Source organism: Nonomuraea sp. NPDC003707 (assembly GCF_053587055.1).
The window spans coordinates 1-14,260 of sequence record NZ_JBSFNK010000061.1 but is presented as its reverse complement, the minus strand read 5'-3'; the positions used below and the strand labels follow the sequence as shown (position 1 = coordinate 14,260).

Here is a 14,260-nt window from a genome sequence, read left to right as displayed (position 1 = left end):
CCGGGTGTCGGTTTAATCCCGATCATGAGATCCATCCGACAGGGGGCCGTACTGGCCGCGGTCACGGTCATGACGGCCGTGGTCACCCCAGTGGCCGCGACAGCCGCGCAGAGCTCGTGCGAGGCGCCGCCACGGAGCAGCCCCACCTACGACGACTTCGTGCTCACGTACAAGTCCGAATGCGCCACGAAGAAGAACTACGACCGGACGTTCCAGGACGTCACGGCGTCCGTCCTGGTCGACAAGCGCAACAAGCTGTCGGTCACGACGTCGACGGCGCTGGCCGGCGCGATCGCGTCGGTCAAGGTGAACAACAAGGAGTTCATCTCCAGCGGCGGCCACGGCGCCGCTTTCCAGTACGCCTTCCACGCCTGGCAGGAGGGCAAGGCGGCGACCGAGTGCTACAACCCCACGCAGGCCGGCACGCGCATGGACGACGTGGGCCAGCCGCCTCCCTACCACGGGCCCAGCACGAGCGCGCTCTACACCATGGCCCGGTCCGGCAGCTCCATCCGCACGGCGGGGAGGCCCGCGATGTTCGTGACCCTCGCGGACACGAAACCGGGCTGGGGCAACTGCCGCAGCGCCGACCACCAGGACAAGCGCTCCCCGTTCACCATGGGACTGTCGCCGTACTGGCTGCAGACCGAGATCGAGCTCGCCCCCGATCACGACGTGCCCGCGCTGGAGAACGTCTTTCGCGCCACCGCCACGATCACCTCGGACGACGAACCGTATGACCACTTCAGTGGCGTCTTCGTCGCCTACCTGCAGCCGGATTTCACGAAGGTCTTCGCCTACAGCCCCGCCACCGGTCGCCTGTCGCCCAAGCCCGTGGAGTCCCACACGAGCAAGGATCCCATGGTCCGTTGCACGGACGACGACCGCTACTGCCTCGGCATGTACATCAAGCCCGAAGTTCTCAGCGGCAAGGCCTACTACTACACGATGACCCGCCCGCCCATGGACTACAACGGCCACTTCGGCGAGAACACCATCCAGGTCACCAGCCCCAGTGGAGCCATGGACAAGGGCGACAAGGTCAACTACGAGACCTACGTGGTCGTCGGCGACAAGAGCCGCGTCGAGCAGACCATGACCCAGCTCCACCGCGCCTTCAAGTAGTCGGCCCTTGGGGCCTGCGGCACCACCATCCACCTGGGACCACCCTCAGAACCCGAGCCGCTCGCGTGAACCCTCATAACCACCCGCGAGTGTTAATGAGGGATTCACCGCGTTCTCGCGTTGGCTGGAAATGATCACCCCGCGAATGCGGAGGTGTGCGTGAAGACGCGAAGAACGACTGGCCGAGTGGCCTTGATCATGTCCATCGTGGCGACCTTGTTACTGGGCCTGACACCCCCGGCGACAGCGGCCGACCGGGACTTCATCCTTACCCTCAACGCCTCTGACCTCGGCATGGATCCCGCTGACCTGCGGGACATCGTGCCGGAGATGCAGGCAGACATCACGGAGCACGGCGGACTGGGCCCCGCGATCAAGCAGACGCTCGCCGACAACCAAGACGGCGCCACCATCGATACCTCGGAGTGGCCGAATGTCGACGGCACGGTGAACGTGACCTCCGACAACGCCGGCGTGGCTGTCACCATCCCGGCCGGGGAGGTCACCACCTCCTGGTCCTGGAAGACGATTGCCGCCGGGGTGATCGCCTGGACCACGGGGTACGGGATCAGGTCGCTGTGCATCTCGGCCATGGTGGCCAGCGGGGTGGGCGCCGCGACCTATCCGCTGATCTGCACCCCCCTCCAAGGCGTCGTCACCGGCATCATGGGACCGCTCATGATGAACGCCTTCAACGGAACCCTGGGCACCCCCAAGGCGACCAGCGAGATCATCATCGGTGGGCTGATCGGACTGGCCGGCGGCTTCCTGTGGGAGAAGTACCTCGCCCCGTGGGCGAAGGAGAATTTCGCCCGCGCCGTACAGAACGTCGGTACCTGGGTCAGGTCCAGGGTGCCCTGGCTCAGCTCCTGGTTCGGCAGCGGGGTCGCCAACGGGGCGGATGAGCTCGGCCACCAGCTCGAGGAACTGGAGGACCTGCTCAACGAGGCGATGAGGGACTGGGGCGGGCTGCGGCCCTCGCGTCCCTCCGCGCTGAGGGTGATGCCGCTCGGAGACTCGATCACCTACGGCGTGGAGAGTTCCGACGGGAACGGCTACCGCGACGAGTTGTACGCCTATCTGAAGGACAGCTGGAGCAGCGTCGACTTCGTCGGGTCGGTGAAGGCCGGCGAGATGAGTGACAAGGACAACCAGGGGCACCCGGGCAAGCGGATCGGCGAGATCGCGGCCTTCGCCTATTGCACCGTGCCGCGGTATCAGCCGAACGTGATCACCCTGCATGCCGGCACCAATGACATGAACCAGAACTACAACCTGCCGGCCGCGCCCACCCGGCTCAGGAAGCTGATCAACCAGGCGCTGGCGCACTCACCACGTGCCACAGTGCTGGTCGCCAAGCTCATCCCGACCGGCAAGGCCGGGCTGCAGCCGCGCATCGACGCGTACAACGCGGCGCTGCCCGGCATGGTGCGGGACCTGCAGAGCGAGGGCAAGCACGTACTTCTGGTGGACATGAAGCGGGTGCCGGTCAGCGACGGACTGCAGGACGACGCGCACCCGACGGACGCGGGCTACGCCAAGATGGCCGACGCCTGGTACGGCGCCATATCAGCGGCGGACGACAAGGGCTGGATTCAGACCCCGCTGCCCGAGAACGAAGCCAACGGCTGCAACCCGGCTGACTCCCCCGTCGACGACGACCCGGGGGACTCGCCCATCGGGTCCGGCGAGACGGCTCTCGGCGCGGGATGGCGCAAGCTGGGCGTGATCGCCCCCGGATACGGCACCAACATAGGCCGTACGATCATCACCGAGCTCAATGGCGACCAGCGGGCCGATTACCTTCAGGTCGGTCAGGACGGCAGCTTCCGCGCGTCGGTGAACACCGTCGGCACACCTGGGCAACCTGACTGGGTGGACGTAGGCGTGTACCGCCCGGACGACGATGTCCATGGGGATGAGGTGCGCTTCGCCGACCTCAACGGGGACGGACGCGACGACTACCTCGTGGTCAGTTCCGACAGCAAGGTACGGGCCTACATCAACTTCCCCAGGTCGGGCAACCGGCTTGAATTCGTCCACTGGGGGATCGTCTTCGGCGAGGAGTCGTTCAGCCGGAACAACCTCCGATTCGCGGACGTCACCGGGGACGGGCGCGACGACATCCTGCGGGTCGGCGCGGAGGGCGCGGTCCACGTCTACCAGAACATGTGGGACCCCAACAGCCCGCCGATCAGTAGTGAGACACAGCCCCCGGACTGGCGACTGTGGCTCAACTGGGCCGGCGGCACCCGGGGCTCATCGCTGGAAGCCGTCCGGTTCGCCGACGGCGACGGTGACGGCCGGGCCGATTACCTTCAGGTCAGCGTAGAGGGCGCGGTGCACGCCTTCCTCAACCGCGGTGGCGGGGGCAACGGAAGCTTCGAGGCCCGCTACGACTGGGCCCACGCGTCCGACTACCCCCGCAAGTACATCCAGTTCGCCGACATCAGCGGTGACGGCAAAGCCGACTATCTGGTCGTCTACGACGGCGGCGCGGTCCGCGCCTGGCTGAACCGCGGCGGCAACTAGACAGTCGCTGGAAGGGTGCCATCTGCATCCGCCCGCTCTCCGCCGACCGCGTCCCACTTCTCGTCCTGAACCGCCCACGACCAGCTCTGACCGAGCCATCTCCCTCCCCGATCGAGACGCGCCCGTTCCTGACCGATCAGGCTCCACTCGATCTTGTCAGGACCTCAGCATTGGTCGATAGTGGCGGCAAAGCGATCAGATTCGGTCGGGAGTCGTCATGAGATCAGGCCCCTTCCAGCGCATCGCCGCCGCCGCGATCATCGCGGCGGCGATGTCAACCGTCGCCCCCGCTCCGGCGGGGGCGACCCACGACACCCGGATCAAGGCGGTGACCTCGGGAAACGCCCGCTTCCAAGTGCTCTCCCCCACCCTGATCCGGACCGAGTACGCGGGCGACGCCAAGTTCGTCGACGCGCCGACGTTCAACGCGGTCGGCCGCGACGCGTTCGCGCCCACCTCCTTCACCTCCAGCACGTCGGACGGCTGGCTCACCATCAGGACGAGCGCGCTCACCCTGCGCTACCAGGTCGGCTCCGGCCCGTTCACCACCCGCAATCTGTCGGTCGGTCTCAGGACCGCCACCGCCGCGCCGTGGCAGCAGCTGACCTGCTCCGCCGGAGCCCTGTGCGAGGCCGAGGACCTGTCGTACAGCGGCCTGGCCGTCGCCACCGACCACGCGGGGTTCACCGGCGCGGGGTTCCTGGCCGGGTTCGAGGGGGCGGGGAACTCCCTGTCCGCCGACGTCGAGGTCACGGCCGCGGGCGCGTACCAGTTCGCCACGCGTTACGCCAACGCGGTGGGCGGCGACGGCCAGCACACCACCCGCAGCCTGAGCCTGTCGGTGGACGGCGGCGCGGCCCAGACCGTGACCCTGCCGACGACCGCGAACTGGGACACCTGGGCCGTCACCACCCCCGCGCTCCAGCTCGCCGCGGGCCGCCACACGATCACGCTGGCCCGTACGGCGACGGACTCCGGCAACGTCAACATCGACAGCGTCGCCCTCCTGCAGCCCGGCGCCGCGTACCCGCCGACGTCGGCCAGGGCGACCATCGACTGCGCGTACGGGGTGAACTGCGAGGCCGAGGCGGGCAGGCTGGCCGGCACGGCGAAGGTGGCCGCGGACCACGCGGACTACTCCGGCAGGGGGTTCGTGGCCGAGCTGAACCAGGGCGCCGGCGTGGCCGCCCGGCTGGTGAACGTCCCCGCCGACGGCCCGTACACGCTGCACGTCCGGTACGCCAACGGCGTCGGCGGCGACGGCCTGCACCAGACCCGCACCGCCACCGTCACCGCGGGCTCCGCCACGCGGCAACTGACCTTCCCCACGACGGCCGACTGGGACACCTGGGCGACGGCCTCCCTCCCGGTCACCCTCAAGGCGGGCGCGAACGACATCACCCTGAGCTGCCCGACCGCCTGCCGCGTCAACCCTGACACGCTCGCCGTGACCGCCACCGGCACGTCCGCGCCCCCGCCGCACCTTCCTCTCGGCGGGTACCGACGCAGCCTCGACAACGTGAACGGCGACAACGGCCCCCCGCCGACCACGCCTGGCCTCCTGCACAAGGACGGCTGGTACCTGCTCGACGACACACCCTCGGCCCTATACGACCTCGCCACGAAGAAGGTCACCCAGCGCCCCGCGCAGCGGCCCTACCAGGACGGCTACATCTTCGGCTTCGGCCGCGACTACAAGCGGGCCCTGTCGGACCTGGCCACCCTGACCGGCCCGCCCGCGCTGCTGCCCCAGTGGGCGTACGGCGTGTGGTACTCCGAGTACATCGACCGCACCGCGGCCGACTACCAGAACACGATCCTGCCCAGGTTCCGCTCCGAGGGCGTCCCGCTGGACGTCCTGGTCACCGACACGGACTTCAAGTCGCCGAACACGTGGAGCGGCTGGCAGATCGACCGCGCGAAGTTCCCCGACCCGAAGTCCTTCTTCGACTGGTCCGCCTCCCAGGGCCTGCACAACACGCTCAACACCCACCCCAGCATCGTCGGCGACGACCCCCAGTTCGCCCAGGCGCAGGCCACGGCCAAGGGCAAGCTCCGCAAGGGCGGCTGCGCGGGGGCGGCGGGGCCGAACTGCCACACCTTCGACTGGGGCGACCCCGACCAGCTCAAGGCGTACATGGACCTGCACAAGACGATGGACCAGCAGGGCAACGACTTCTGGTGGCTCGACTGGTGCTGCGACGCCTCGCAGTCCTCGCTGCCCGGCGTGACCCCTGACGCCTGGATCAACCAGCAGTACGCGGCGGCCAACGGCGGGTTCGTGATGTCCCGCGCGTACGGTTCCCTGCAGACCGGCTCGTACGCCGGGCGCTCCGGCCTGCCGACCGGCCCGTGGGCGGACAAGCGCACCACGCTCCACTTCACCGGCGACACGTCCTCCACGTGGGGCACCCTGCGGGTCGAGGTCGGCTCCACGCCGGCCGAGTCAGCGGCCACCGGCATGGCGGCCATCAGCCACGACATCGGCGGCCACAACGACACCACCGGCCTGCAGGGCTCGGAGACCTACATCGTGAACGGGCAGACCAGGCGGACCACCAAGCTGCCCGACGACCTGTACGCCCGGTGGGTCCAGTTCGGCACCTTCCAGCCGATCGACCGCCTGCACAGCAACCATGGCGACCGGCTGCCCTGGCAGTACGGGGCCGCGGCGAAGGACTCGGCCAAGAAGTTCCTCAACCTGCGGGAAAGCCTGGTGCCGTACACGTACACGCTGGCCAAGGAGGCCAACGCCACCGGCGTCCCGATCGTCCGCCCGACATACCTGGAATATCCCGAAGAGGAGGCCGCCTACGCCACGGCCGCCACCCAGTACTTCTACGGCCCCGACCTCCTGGTCGCCCCCGTGACCACGCCCGGCGCCACGGCCACGACCTCGGTGTGGTTCCCGCCGGGGCAGTGGACCGACTACTTCACCGGCCAGACCTACAGCGGCGGAACGACCCGGAGCATCACCACCGGCCTCGACACGATGCCCGTGTTCGTCAGGGCCGGGGGCATCGTGCCGACCCGTACCGCCAAGGACAGGATGACCGTCAGCATCGCGGCGGGGGCCTCAGGCTCGGTCACGCTGCACGACAAGACCAGGATCCAGTACTCGGAGTCGGGCGGGCGGCACACCGTGAGGATCAGCGGGAGGACGACCGGCCGCCAGTGGACCCTCTCCCTGCGCAACGCGGCGCCGCCCACCGACCTGCCCGCGAACGCGTACCACTACGACAGCGCCACCCGCACCCTGACCGTCACCCTCCCCCAGCGCAACCCGGTCACCTTCACCTACAGGTGATATCGCCGACGCCGTGAGCGCCCGGCGCGCTCGCAGAGGCCCGCCGGGCGCTCCGACGTCTCAGGTCACGCCGACCGTGACCGCCAGGGCCTCAGCCGGGTACGACACCTCGCCCTGCCGCTCGATCACCCCACGGATGGCCCGCAAGACTGCAGGGCTCGGCTCATGGACGAGCAGCACGAGCCGACGACGACTGCCAGCACTGGATCAGGCGCATCGGCGCCAGGAGCGTGTGAGCCCCGGCGGGCGTCCCGCGGGGCGCCCTCCGCAGACTCCATCCGCTGGTACGACCCCGACGGCATGTGAGCTCGCCAGGCTCAGAACATCCCCAACCGCTTCCTGGCCGCGACCCCCTCATCGTGGAGGCGTACTCGCTGACACCACGCGAGCGAGAGGTCACCGAGTGCGTGGCCCGCGGGCACAGCACCTCGGAGATCGCGGGTCGGCTGCACCTGTCACTCCACACCGTACGCGACCACCTCAAGGCCATCTTCGCCAAGGTGGACGTCAGCAGCCGCGGGGAGTTGGTGGCCAGGCTGTTCGGCGAGCACGCCCAACCCCTCATGCACGCCCCGGACGCCGAGCTGGTGCACGTTTACGACAACTGATCATCTCGCCTCGCGCACCGCCCACACCTTCCGCCGGAATCCGGATGCTCCCAGCGCGGACTCGGCAGTGGCGGCGCGACGGTCACCTCGACAGTCCGGCCATCAGCCGGGCGAACACCTCCGCGCGCAACACCTCGCCGGCAGGCCGGAACTCCTCGGCGTGCACGGCCGGCGACCCGACGTCGAGCGTGTGCCATCGGAGTCTCGTCATCGCGATCGTACGGATGTCCGCTCGCGTTCCGCCGCTGTCCCCAGGGCTTAGCCTGCATGGATGCAGCGCATCCTCGTAGTTGGCATCAGCGGGGCGGGTAAATCCACCATGGCACGGGCCCTGAGCAGCCAACTCGCCGTGTCCTATCACGAGATGGACGCCCTGTACTTCGCCGGTCCCGGTTGGGCCGTGAACGAGCGGTTTCCCGCTCAGGTCGCAGAGATCGCCAACTCACCGGCCTGGGTCTTCGACTCGTTCGGCTACCCAGAGGTCCGTGACCTGCTATGGGAACGCGCCGACACCGTCGTATGGCTGGACTACCCACGGCGGGTCATCATGCCTCGGATCCTGCGGCGGTCACTGCGCAGGACACTTCTCCGCGAATCAATCTTCAACGGGAACCGCGAGACCGTGGCGGAATGGTTCCGGCGCGATCACCCCGCATGGTGGGCATGGTCCCAGCACGCGGCGCGACGAGCGGACATACAGCAGCGCATCCATGACCCACGCTTTGCTCCCTTGCAGGTGATCCGCTTCACCACGGCGTCCTCGTCTGCGACCTGGCTCGATTCCATCGGACATCGGTGACACCGGTCCGGCTTCGGTGGCACGGGACAGTTCGCCTTACCTCGCGATCTTTGTCCGTGCGGAGTACCGGCGGGTCGATGAAGGAATCTCCGCGCGGCTCGAACCAATGAGCGTTCAGTGGCATCCAACAAGGTCACGGTATCTGAAGGGATTCATGTGATCATCGGGTTGAACGGCGCCTCCGGGGCAGCGACCATGTCGATAGGCGACCGGGGCTGCTCATGACGCAGGGTGCCTACGCAGCCGTGAGCGTGTCCCAGGCATGGTGATCCGCAAACGCACCCCACGCGCGGTGCAGCGAATCGACGTGGCCCGCCTTCCCGAAGATGTCGTGGCGCTCATCGACGCCCTCGAGCCTGGCGAGAACTTGGTTGTCACGCGTGACGGCGCGTCGATAGCGACAATCTCCAGCACCATCGACGTGGTCCAAGGCGCCATTGTCGATCGCGACGCGCCGGACGAGGCCAACGATCAAGCACCGATCGACTACGAGAGCGTGACGGTCGTGGCCACCGCGATGGAGCTGTCGACCGCGGCCCGGGTTGCGCTGTCGACACAGCTCGGGGCGGACTACGTAGTGCTCGACATGCATGCGGCTCCCGCGACAACCGATGTGCTGCTGGTACCTCCAGGCAGCCCGCAGCTGATCGCGGCGCTCCGATCGATGTTCCCGAAAGCTCGCGTCATCGTCACCGAAATCGAGGACCACGAACTCGGAGTTCAGTACCACGGCCCGGTCCGACGCCTGCTCGACGCCGGCGCCGATGCGTATCTGCCTCCGGCGACCCTCCCGCTCCTGGCCAGGCAGCTTGACTACACACTGAATCAGGGGCGCGAGATCGCCGGCGGGGCTGCTGCACCCTTGCAGATCGCACCGACCGCGGCGCCGGCAGATCCAGACGACGAATGACCCCGCACACATGGCCATGAGCAGGATGCTGAGTTCATGCCATCGCAGGTTGGATGGGTCTGAGAGCTTGTTGAGATCGCCGGCGTACGGTCTCATGGACCGCAGCGAGGGGCGTCACCGAGATGAGTGGGGCAGGCATGGAGGGACGCATCGAGAAGGCCAGGCTGTCCTATGAGCACCCTGTCTTCGTCGGCGATGTCGGTGAGCCGGCAGCGGCGGAGCGGGAGCTGGACAAGGTCGAAGCCGATCTCGCTTTGGCCCGGGGACGGATCTTGCACGCGCGGTTCCTCGATGACCGGCGCGAGGACCCACGTGAGCTGGCGCTGTTCGAGCGTGCGACACACCTGTACCGGACGCTGGGTGATGCGGCGGGCGAGGCGGGTTCGGTGTTCTGGGAGGGCTGTTGCCACCAGGTCGTACGGAGCGACCCCGACCGCGCCATTCCCCTCCTTGAGCAGTCGTACGACCTGGCCACTGCGGCAGGCGACCGATACACCCAGTGGGAAGCGCTCCGGCACCTGGGGATCGCGGACCATGCCGCGGGCCGGCTGGACGCCGCCCGGAAGCATCTGGAGGCATCGGTACGGCTGTGCCGGGAGCTCGGGCTGCCGGCCGCCGTCGCCGCCAACCAGGTAGGGCTGATCTACATCGCCGCCGCACAAGGGCGACGGGACGACGCGGTGGCGCTGGCCGCAGAGGCGTACGCCACCGCCGAGGCGTGCGGGGCCCACCGCATCATGCGGCAGGTCGCGGAGGCGCGTATCCAGACCATGGCGCCGGACATCGATCATGGCGAGACCCACGATCAGAGCGCACCTTGAGCCGCTGAAGCTTCGACGTCGCAAGCTCGAGGTTCACCGTCGCAGCTGACCAACCCCTTGGGAAACCTCGCGGAATAGAGCGGGGAAGGGCGCTGTTCACGCCATCAAGTTCAGATTTCAACTGTTGACGAGGGGATTATTGTGGAGATCGCCTTCATGTTGGTCATGAGCGTCATCGTGGGCACCTTCCTCGCCGGTGCGATGACCGCCCTCGCGCTGAGCGGCATCAAGGACCGGCAGTGGCCGGTGCTCCGGCGTCGGCGCATCGTCTACCGCGGCTTCATCCCTCGCTGAGCGCGCCGACGCGGCTGATCAGGATCCGCCTGCAACTCGTCCGTACCGGACGTGGCGGCGAGCCCGCCGTCGGTGATGAACCGGTACGGCAGGGTGCCTTCGCGGACGGACCGGAGCGCGCATGGAGCCGACCGGGGAGGAGCCCGGAGCCCAGCAGGCACGCGCGGCCCGGGAACGGATCGCCGACGTGGTGCGGCGCATGGGCGGGGGCCTGCTCAACCCGGCCCGCTCCGTGTTCACCGGCCACACGGGGATGGTGGACGAGGTGGCGTTCGCGCCCGGCGGCAGACTCCTGGCGTGGCCGGGCGCGACGGCACCGTCCGGCTGTGGGACGTCGCCACCGGGCGGCAGCTCGGCCGCCCGCTGACCGGCCATCGCGAGGACGTCTCCGCAGTGGCCTGCACCCCCGACGGTCGCACGCTGGTGAGCACCGGCTACGACAAGACGATCCGGCTCTGGAACGTGGCTTTGCCCGCCGTGAGCGTGGAGAACGTCTGCGCCTCGGCCCAGCGGGCGCTCGCCCGGCAGGAATGGGGCCTGTACGTGCCGGGCAGAGCGTACGAGCCGGTGTGCGCCGGCCCCTAGGGCTGAATATTGATGAAGGGGTCCCAGCAGTAGTAACCCTGCCTCTCACCCTTGTGGTTGAGGATCATGAAGCTGAAGTTGTAGGTGACCGTCCCCGTGTCCAGGATCTCGCACTCCCAGTAATAGCTGTTGATTTTCTGGGTGGTGGGATTCAGCGGGTCCTGGCTGTTCGGCTGTGGCTCGCTGAGCATCACCGACCTTGGTACGGGGGTGCTGATCAGGTCCTGTCCGGCCAGGGTGTTGAACCTGTAGAGGATGCCGGTGTACTCGGAGTTCAGGGATAGTGTCGTCTCGCGCCACCTGATGATGTCCATTGGGGAGGCGTTGATTGTCAACTCGCTGCCCGGAGCGCCGCCGAGTTGGTTCTGCCGGGTGGTCATGTAGATCAGGTTGCTGCTGTCGGGGATCGATGTCGGCCCGTTCGGATCGGTGTTCTTGCCGAACCTTCCGAGAATGGTTTCCGCGTCGATGGCGATGAGGACGTTGATGAATTCTGACATGCAGAAATTCCCCCTGTCGTATCCGACGAAAACAGACCGTGCCCAGACCTCAATCACGACTTGAAGGCCGCCGGGCGAATGCCTCCACCATGATCTTTGACATTGAGTGCTGTCAAGGATGCATAATGTAACCCAACTAAAGTCGTGTTATCCCGTAACGCTTCGCGCTGAGGTGATGAGCAGCCGGAATACGTCCCTAGAGGACCAGAAGGGCGCGCCGTCCCCCCGCCCAAATGTGGCAGACAAGACAGGTGTGCATTACTGAAATGCGCGCTTCTGGCTTGATCACATATCGCGCAGTGGCGGTTAGGGCAAAACGGCTCTTCATAATCCAGGGTGTAGTCGTGGCCTGACCCCGGCCACCGACGCGGAGTGAGCTGCCACCGCCGCTCCCTGACGGTTGATGATCTGAAGTCATCCAGGTGAGGGCGAATCGTCCTGCTTCGGCCCCGGTCGCGCGAAGGTGACCGGGGCCGGGACTTGAATCGTGGCTTCGGTCGTGGCTTGTGGGCCGTTCAGCTCTGGGGCATTCAGCGGCTGATGTCGTCCAACTCGGTCAAGTCCTCATGAGAGAGGGAGAGTCCCGCGCCGGCGATGTTCTCGCGCAGGTGTGCCGTGGATGACGTGCCGGGGATGAGCAGGATGTTCGGTGATCGCTGCAGCAGCCAGGCCAGTGCGACGGACATCGGTGTCGCCTCCAATCGAGCGGCGACCGCCGAGAGCGCCGAGGACTGAAGCGGGGTAAAGCCCCCGAGGGGGAAGAAGGGCACGTACGCGACGCCGTCGGTGGCGAGCTGGTCGATGAGCTTGTCGTCGTGGCGGTGGGCGAGGTTGTACATGTTCTGCACGCACACGATCGGCGCGATGCTCTGTGCCTCGGTGACCTGCTCCGCGGTGGCGTTGCTGACCCCGAGGTGGCGGATCAGGCCCTGCTGCCGGAGTTCGACGAGCGTCTCGAACGCCTCGGCGAGCGAGCCGGGCTGGGGACCTTCGGCGTTGCCGAGCCGGAGGTTGACCAGGTCGAGTACGTCGAGCCGGAGGGACTTGAGGTTGTCGTGGACCTGGCGGCGCAGATCTTCGGGTCGCCGGGCCAGAGGCCAGCCACCCTGTTCGTCGCGGGTCGCGCCCACCTTGGTCACGATGTGCAGCGACTCGGGATAGGGGTGCAGTGCCTCGCGGATCAACTCGTTGGTGACGCGCGGCCCGTAGGCGTCGCTGGTGTCGATGTGAGTGATACCGAGGTCGACCGCTTCGCGCAGAAGAGCCAGGGCACCGTCGCGATCGGCGGGCGGCCCCATGACCCACGGGCCGGCCAGTTGCATGGCGCCGTAGCCGAACCGGGTGACGGTCAGGTCGCTCAGAGTCCAAGCGCCGCCGGGAAGAGAGAGGGAGGGTGTGCTCATCTTGTTGCCTTTCGTCGTGCACTTGGGGGTGGCGCCTTCTGCCTCCCTGCATCAGCATTGGAGAGAAACTTCCTGTCAGGAAGTAGGCACTTGGGAGTGCGTAACCCACCTATCGGTGAGAGGTGCGATCAGTGGCGACGATGAAGGCGGCCCAGAAGCGGGCTCAGGCCAAGGTGGAGTACAACGCGTTCCTGGCAGAGTGCCCCAGCCGGCAGCTGCTCGACCGAATCTCGGACAAGTGGGTCGTCCTGATCCTGTGCGCGCTGGGCGGCGACAACAGCCCTCGCCGACCCGGTGCGGCACACGCAGACGCTCCGAAGGAGATGCGTTACTCCGAGATCTCTCGGCTTCTGGCGGGGGTCAGCCAGAAGATGCTGACCCAGACGCTACGGTCGCTGGAACACGATGGTCTGCTCACCCGTACCGTGACGCCAACCGTCCCTGTCACCGTCTCCTACGAGCTGACCGACCTCGGTCTCTCGCTCCACCACATGACGCGCGGGCTCAGAAACTGGGCGCAGACGCACATGGCCGAGGTCCTCGCAAACCGCGAGAACTACGACGCTCGCACCTCCTGACGACCCCCAGATACAGCCCTAAAGCCATGCAATCCATCAGTCTCCAGCAGCACCTTTCAGCGGCGCGACCTTTAGCGGCGACGGGGACGACGATGGACTTCCTGGCCGCGCACGACGAAAGCCCTCGCTGCGGCGACGACCGCGCGGACGGACCTCGCCCGCGCGGCGGCATCGGCGTGGGTCAGACCGAGTACCTGCAGATCAGCGCCTGGCTGGCGCCCTGGGCAGAGCCGAGGTAGGTGTAGGTGGGGTTGAAGTACGCGCACGCGGCGGAGGCGCTTCCGCTGCCGGTGTAGGTCATGCCGGAGCCGCCGCTGCTCCAGCGGTAGCAGCTCAGGCCGCCGTTGTAGAAGCCGATGGTGGAGGAGGAATTGACCCTGGCGGAGCAGTAGTCGCCGAGCGAGATCGGGCTGTAGGTCACCTCCACGTCTGCCGCCTGCGCCGGCGCGGCGGAGATGGACAGCGCGCCGAGCGCGGCGAGCATGACGGTGAGGAGGGCAGGGACACGACGAACCACGAGGACCTCCGGGCAGTAAGTCGCCGAGCCGGTGGGACAGGGCGTCACGTGCAGCAGGAGCGCGATGGAGCATCGCGCGCCGCGATACGCTGCGTTGATCGCAGTATTAAATAGGAAAGCTTCCTATGCAATAGCTGTCTCACGCGGCTCCTGGGGAACGTCTCCGTCAGGCTCGGCGGCGCTGCCGTGGGTCAGACATCCCTGGATCCGGAATGTCAAGCGGCGAGGTCGTGTCGCCGGTGTGACCATGCGGTTGCTTGGTTGTAGGTGGTGTGGGTTTT

15 protein-coding genes are annotated in these 14,260 nt (G+C 67.3%); 11 read left to right on the top strand and 4 right to left on the bottom strand.

What is annotated here, in order from left to right:
* Nucleotides 1-24: 24 nt before the first annotated feature.
* The 4 genes from ACWDRB_RS62815 to ACWDRB_RS62800 all read left to right on the top strand — a co-directional run bounded on the left by ACWDRB_RS62815 (nucleotide 25) and on the right by ACWDRB_RS62800 (nucleotide 7,572).
* Nucleotides 25-1,125, top strand: coding sequence for a hypothetical protein (locus ACWDRB_RS62815; protein ID WP_449911548.1), 1,101 nt, complete (start codon nucleotides 25-27; stop codon nucleotides 1,123-1,125).
* Nucleotides 1,126-1,332: 207 nt separating this feature from the next.
* A complete protein-coding gene (locus ACWDRB_RS62810; RefSeq protein WP_449911546.1) occupies nucleotides 1,333-3,657 on the top strand; it encodes a GDSL-type esterase/lipase family protein in 2,325 nt (774 codons plus the stop codon).
* Between the two features lie 217 nt (nucleotides 3,658-3,874).
* Nucleotides 3,875-6,964, top strand: coding sequence for a TIM-barrel domain-containing protein (locus ACWDRB_RS62805; RefSeq protein WP_449911544.1), 3,090 nt, complete (start codon nucleotides 3,875-3,877; stop codon nucleotides 6,962-6,964).
* Nucleotides 6,965-7,323: 359 nt separating this feature from the next.
* On the top strand, nucleotides 7,324-7,572 hold the full coding sequence (locus tag ACWDRB_RS62800; protein WP_449911542.1) for a helix-turn-helix domain-containing protein: 249 nt from the start codon (nucleotides 7,324-7,326) through the stop codon (nucleotides 7,570-7,572).
* A gap of 82 nt (nucleotides 7,573-7,654) precedes the next feature.
* Here the strand turns inward: ACWDRB_RS62800 and ACWDRB_RS62795 are convergent, their stop codons facing one another.
* Entirely contained in the window at nucleotides 7,655-7,783 is a 129-nt protein-coding gene (locus tag ACWDRB_RS62795) for a hypothetical protein (protein WP_449911540.1), read from the bottom strand.
* 60 nt (nucleotides 7,784-7,843) lie between these two features.
* On the opposite strand from ACWDRB_RS62795, the gene ACWDRB_RS62790 reads away from it, so the two are divergent.
* The 6 genes from ACWDRB_RS62790 to ACWDRB_RS62765 all read left to right on the top strand — a co-directional run bounded on the left by ACWDRB_RS62790 (nucleotide 7,844) and on the right by ACWDRB_RS62765 (nucleotide 10,981).
* Complete coding sequence (locus tag ACWDRB_RS62790; RefSeq protein WP_449911538.1) at nucleotides 7,844-8,371, top strand: hypothetical protein; 528 nt, start codon at nucleotides 7,844-7,846, stop codon at nucleotides 8,369-8,371.
* Nucleotides 8,372-8,633: 262 nt separating this feature from the next.
* Complete coding sequence (locus ACWDRB_RS62785; RefSeq protein ID WP_449911537.1) at nucleotides 8,634-9,281, top strand: hypothetical protein; 648 nt, start codon at nucleotides 8,634-8,636, stop codon at nucleotides 9,279-9,281.
* A 137-nt stretch (nucleotides 9,282-9,418) separates the two neighbouring features.
* Nucleotides 9,419-10,102: a hypothetical protein gene (locus ACWDRB_RS62780; protein WP_449911535.1), complete on the top strand. Its 684-nt coding sequence runs from the start codon at nucleotides 9,419-9,421 to the stop codon at nucleotides 10,100-10,102.
* Between the two features lie 165 nt (nucleotides 10,103-10,267).
* Complete coding sequence (locus ACWDRB_RS62775) at nucleotides 10,268-10,396, top strand: hypothetical protein (protein ID WP_355196773.1); 129 nt, start codon at nucleotides 10,268-10,270, stop codon at nucleotides 10,394-10,396.
* Between the two features lie 121 nt (nucleotides 10,397-10,517).
* Nucleotides 10,518-10,763: a hypothetical protein gene (locus ACWDRB_RS62770; RefSeq protein ID WP_449911533.1), complete on the top strand. Its 246-nt coding sequence runs from the start codon at nucleotides 10,518-10,520 to the stop codon at nucleotides 10,761-10,763.
* Nucleotides 10,694-10,981, top strand: coding sequence for a WD40 repeat domain-containing protein (locus ACWDRB_RS62765; protein WP_449911531.1), 288 nt, complete (start codon nucleotides 10,694-10,696; stop codon nucleotides 10,979-10,981). Before ACWDRB_RS62770 ends, ACWDRB_RS62765 begins: the two co-directional genes overlap by 70 nt.
* Here ACWDRB_RS62765 and ACWDRB_RS62760 read toward each other — a convergent pair.
* Nucleotides 10,978-11,481 carry an inclusion body family protein gene (locus ACWDRB_RS62760; RefSeq protein WP_449911529.1) on the bottom strand — a complete coding sequence of 168 codons (504 nt, stop codon included), beginning with the start codon at nucleotides 11,479-11,481 and terminating at the stop codon, nucleotides 10,978-10,980. The genes ACWDRB_RS62765 and ACWDRB_RS62760 overlap by 4 nt on opposite strands.
* A gap of 530 nt (nucleotides 11,482-12,011) precedes the next feature.
* Complete coding sequence (locus tag ACWDRB_RS62755) at nucleotides 12,012-12,884, bottom strand: aldo/keto reductase family oxidoreductase (protein WP_449911528.1); 873 nt, start codon at nucleotides 12,882-12,884, stop codon at nucleotides 12,012-12,014.
* Between the two features lie 140 nt (nucleotides 12,885-13,024).
* Between ACWDRB_RS62755 and ACWDRB_RS62750 the strand changes: the two genes are divergently transcribed.
* A complete protein-coding gene (locus ACWDRB_RS62750; RefSeq protein WP_449911583.1) occupies nucleotides 13,025-13,462 on the top strand; it encodes a winged helix-turn-helix transcriptional regulator in 438 nt (145 codons plus the stop codon).
* Between the two features lie 181 nt (nucleotides 13,463-13,643).
* Here the strand turns inward: ACWDRB_RS62750 and ACWDRB_RS62745 are convergent, their stop codons facing one another.
* Entirely contained in the window at nucleotides 13,644-13,979 is a 336-nt protein-coding gene (locus tag ACWDRB_RS62745) for a hypothetical protein (protein ID WP_363985453.1), read from the bottom strand.
* Nucleotides 13,980-14,260 lie beyond the last annotated feature (281 nt).

Coding starts and splice junctions, on each gene's coding strand:
- ACWDRB_RS62815 (WP_449911548.1), top strand. CDS start 25: ATGAGATCCATCCGACAGGGGGCCGTACTGGCCGCGGTCACGGTCATG.
- ACWDRB_RS62805 (WP_449911544.1), top strand. CDS start 3,875: ATGAGATCAGGCCCCTTCCAGCGCATCGCCGCCGCCGCGATCATCGCG.
- ACWDRB_RS62795 (WP_449911540.1), bottom strand. CDS start 7,783: ATGACGAGACTCCGATGGCACACGCTCGACGTCGGGTCGCCGGCCGTG.
- ACWDRB_RS62790 (WP_449911538.1), top strand. CDS start 7,844: ATGCAGCGCATCCTCGTAGTTGGCATCAGCGGGGCGGGTAAATCCACC.
- ACWDRB_RS62785 (WP_449911537.1), top strand. CDS start 8,634: ATGGTGATCCGCAAACGCACCCCACGCGCGGTGCAGCGAATCGACGTG.
- ACWDRB_RS62780 (WP_449911535.1), top strand. CDS start 9,419: ATGGAGGGACGCATCGAGAAGGCCAGGCTGTCCTATGAGCACCCTGTC.
- ACWDRB_RS62775 (WP_355196773.1), top strand. CDS start 10,268: ATGAGCGTCATCGTGGGCACCTTCCTCGCCGGTGCGATGACCGCCCTC.
- ACWDRB_RS62770 (WP_449911533.1), top strand. CDS start 10,518: ATGGAGCCGACCGGGGAGGAGCCCGGAGCCCAGCAGGCACGCGCGGCC.
- ACWDRB_RS62760 (WP_449911529.1), bottom strand. CDS start 11,481: ATGTCAGAATTCATCAACGTCCTCATCGCCATCGACGCGGAAACCATT.
- ACWDRB_RS62755 (WP_449911528.1), bottom strand. CDS start 12,884: ATGAGCACACCCTCCCTCTCTCTTCCCGGCGGCGCTTGGACTCTGAGC.
- ACWDRB_RS62750 (WP_449911583.1), top strand. CDS start 13,025: ATGAAGGCGGCCCAGAAGCGGGCTCAGGCCAAGGTGGAGTACAACGCG.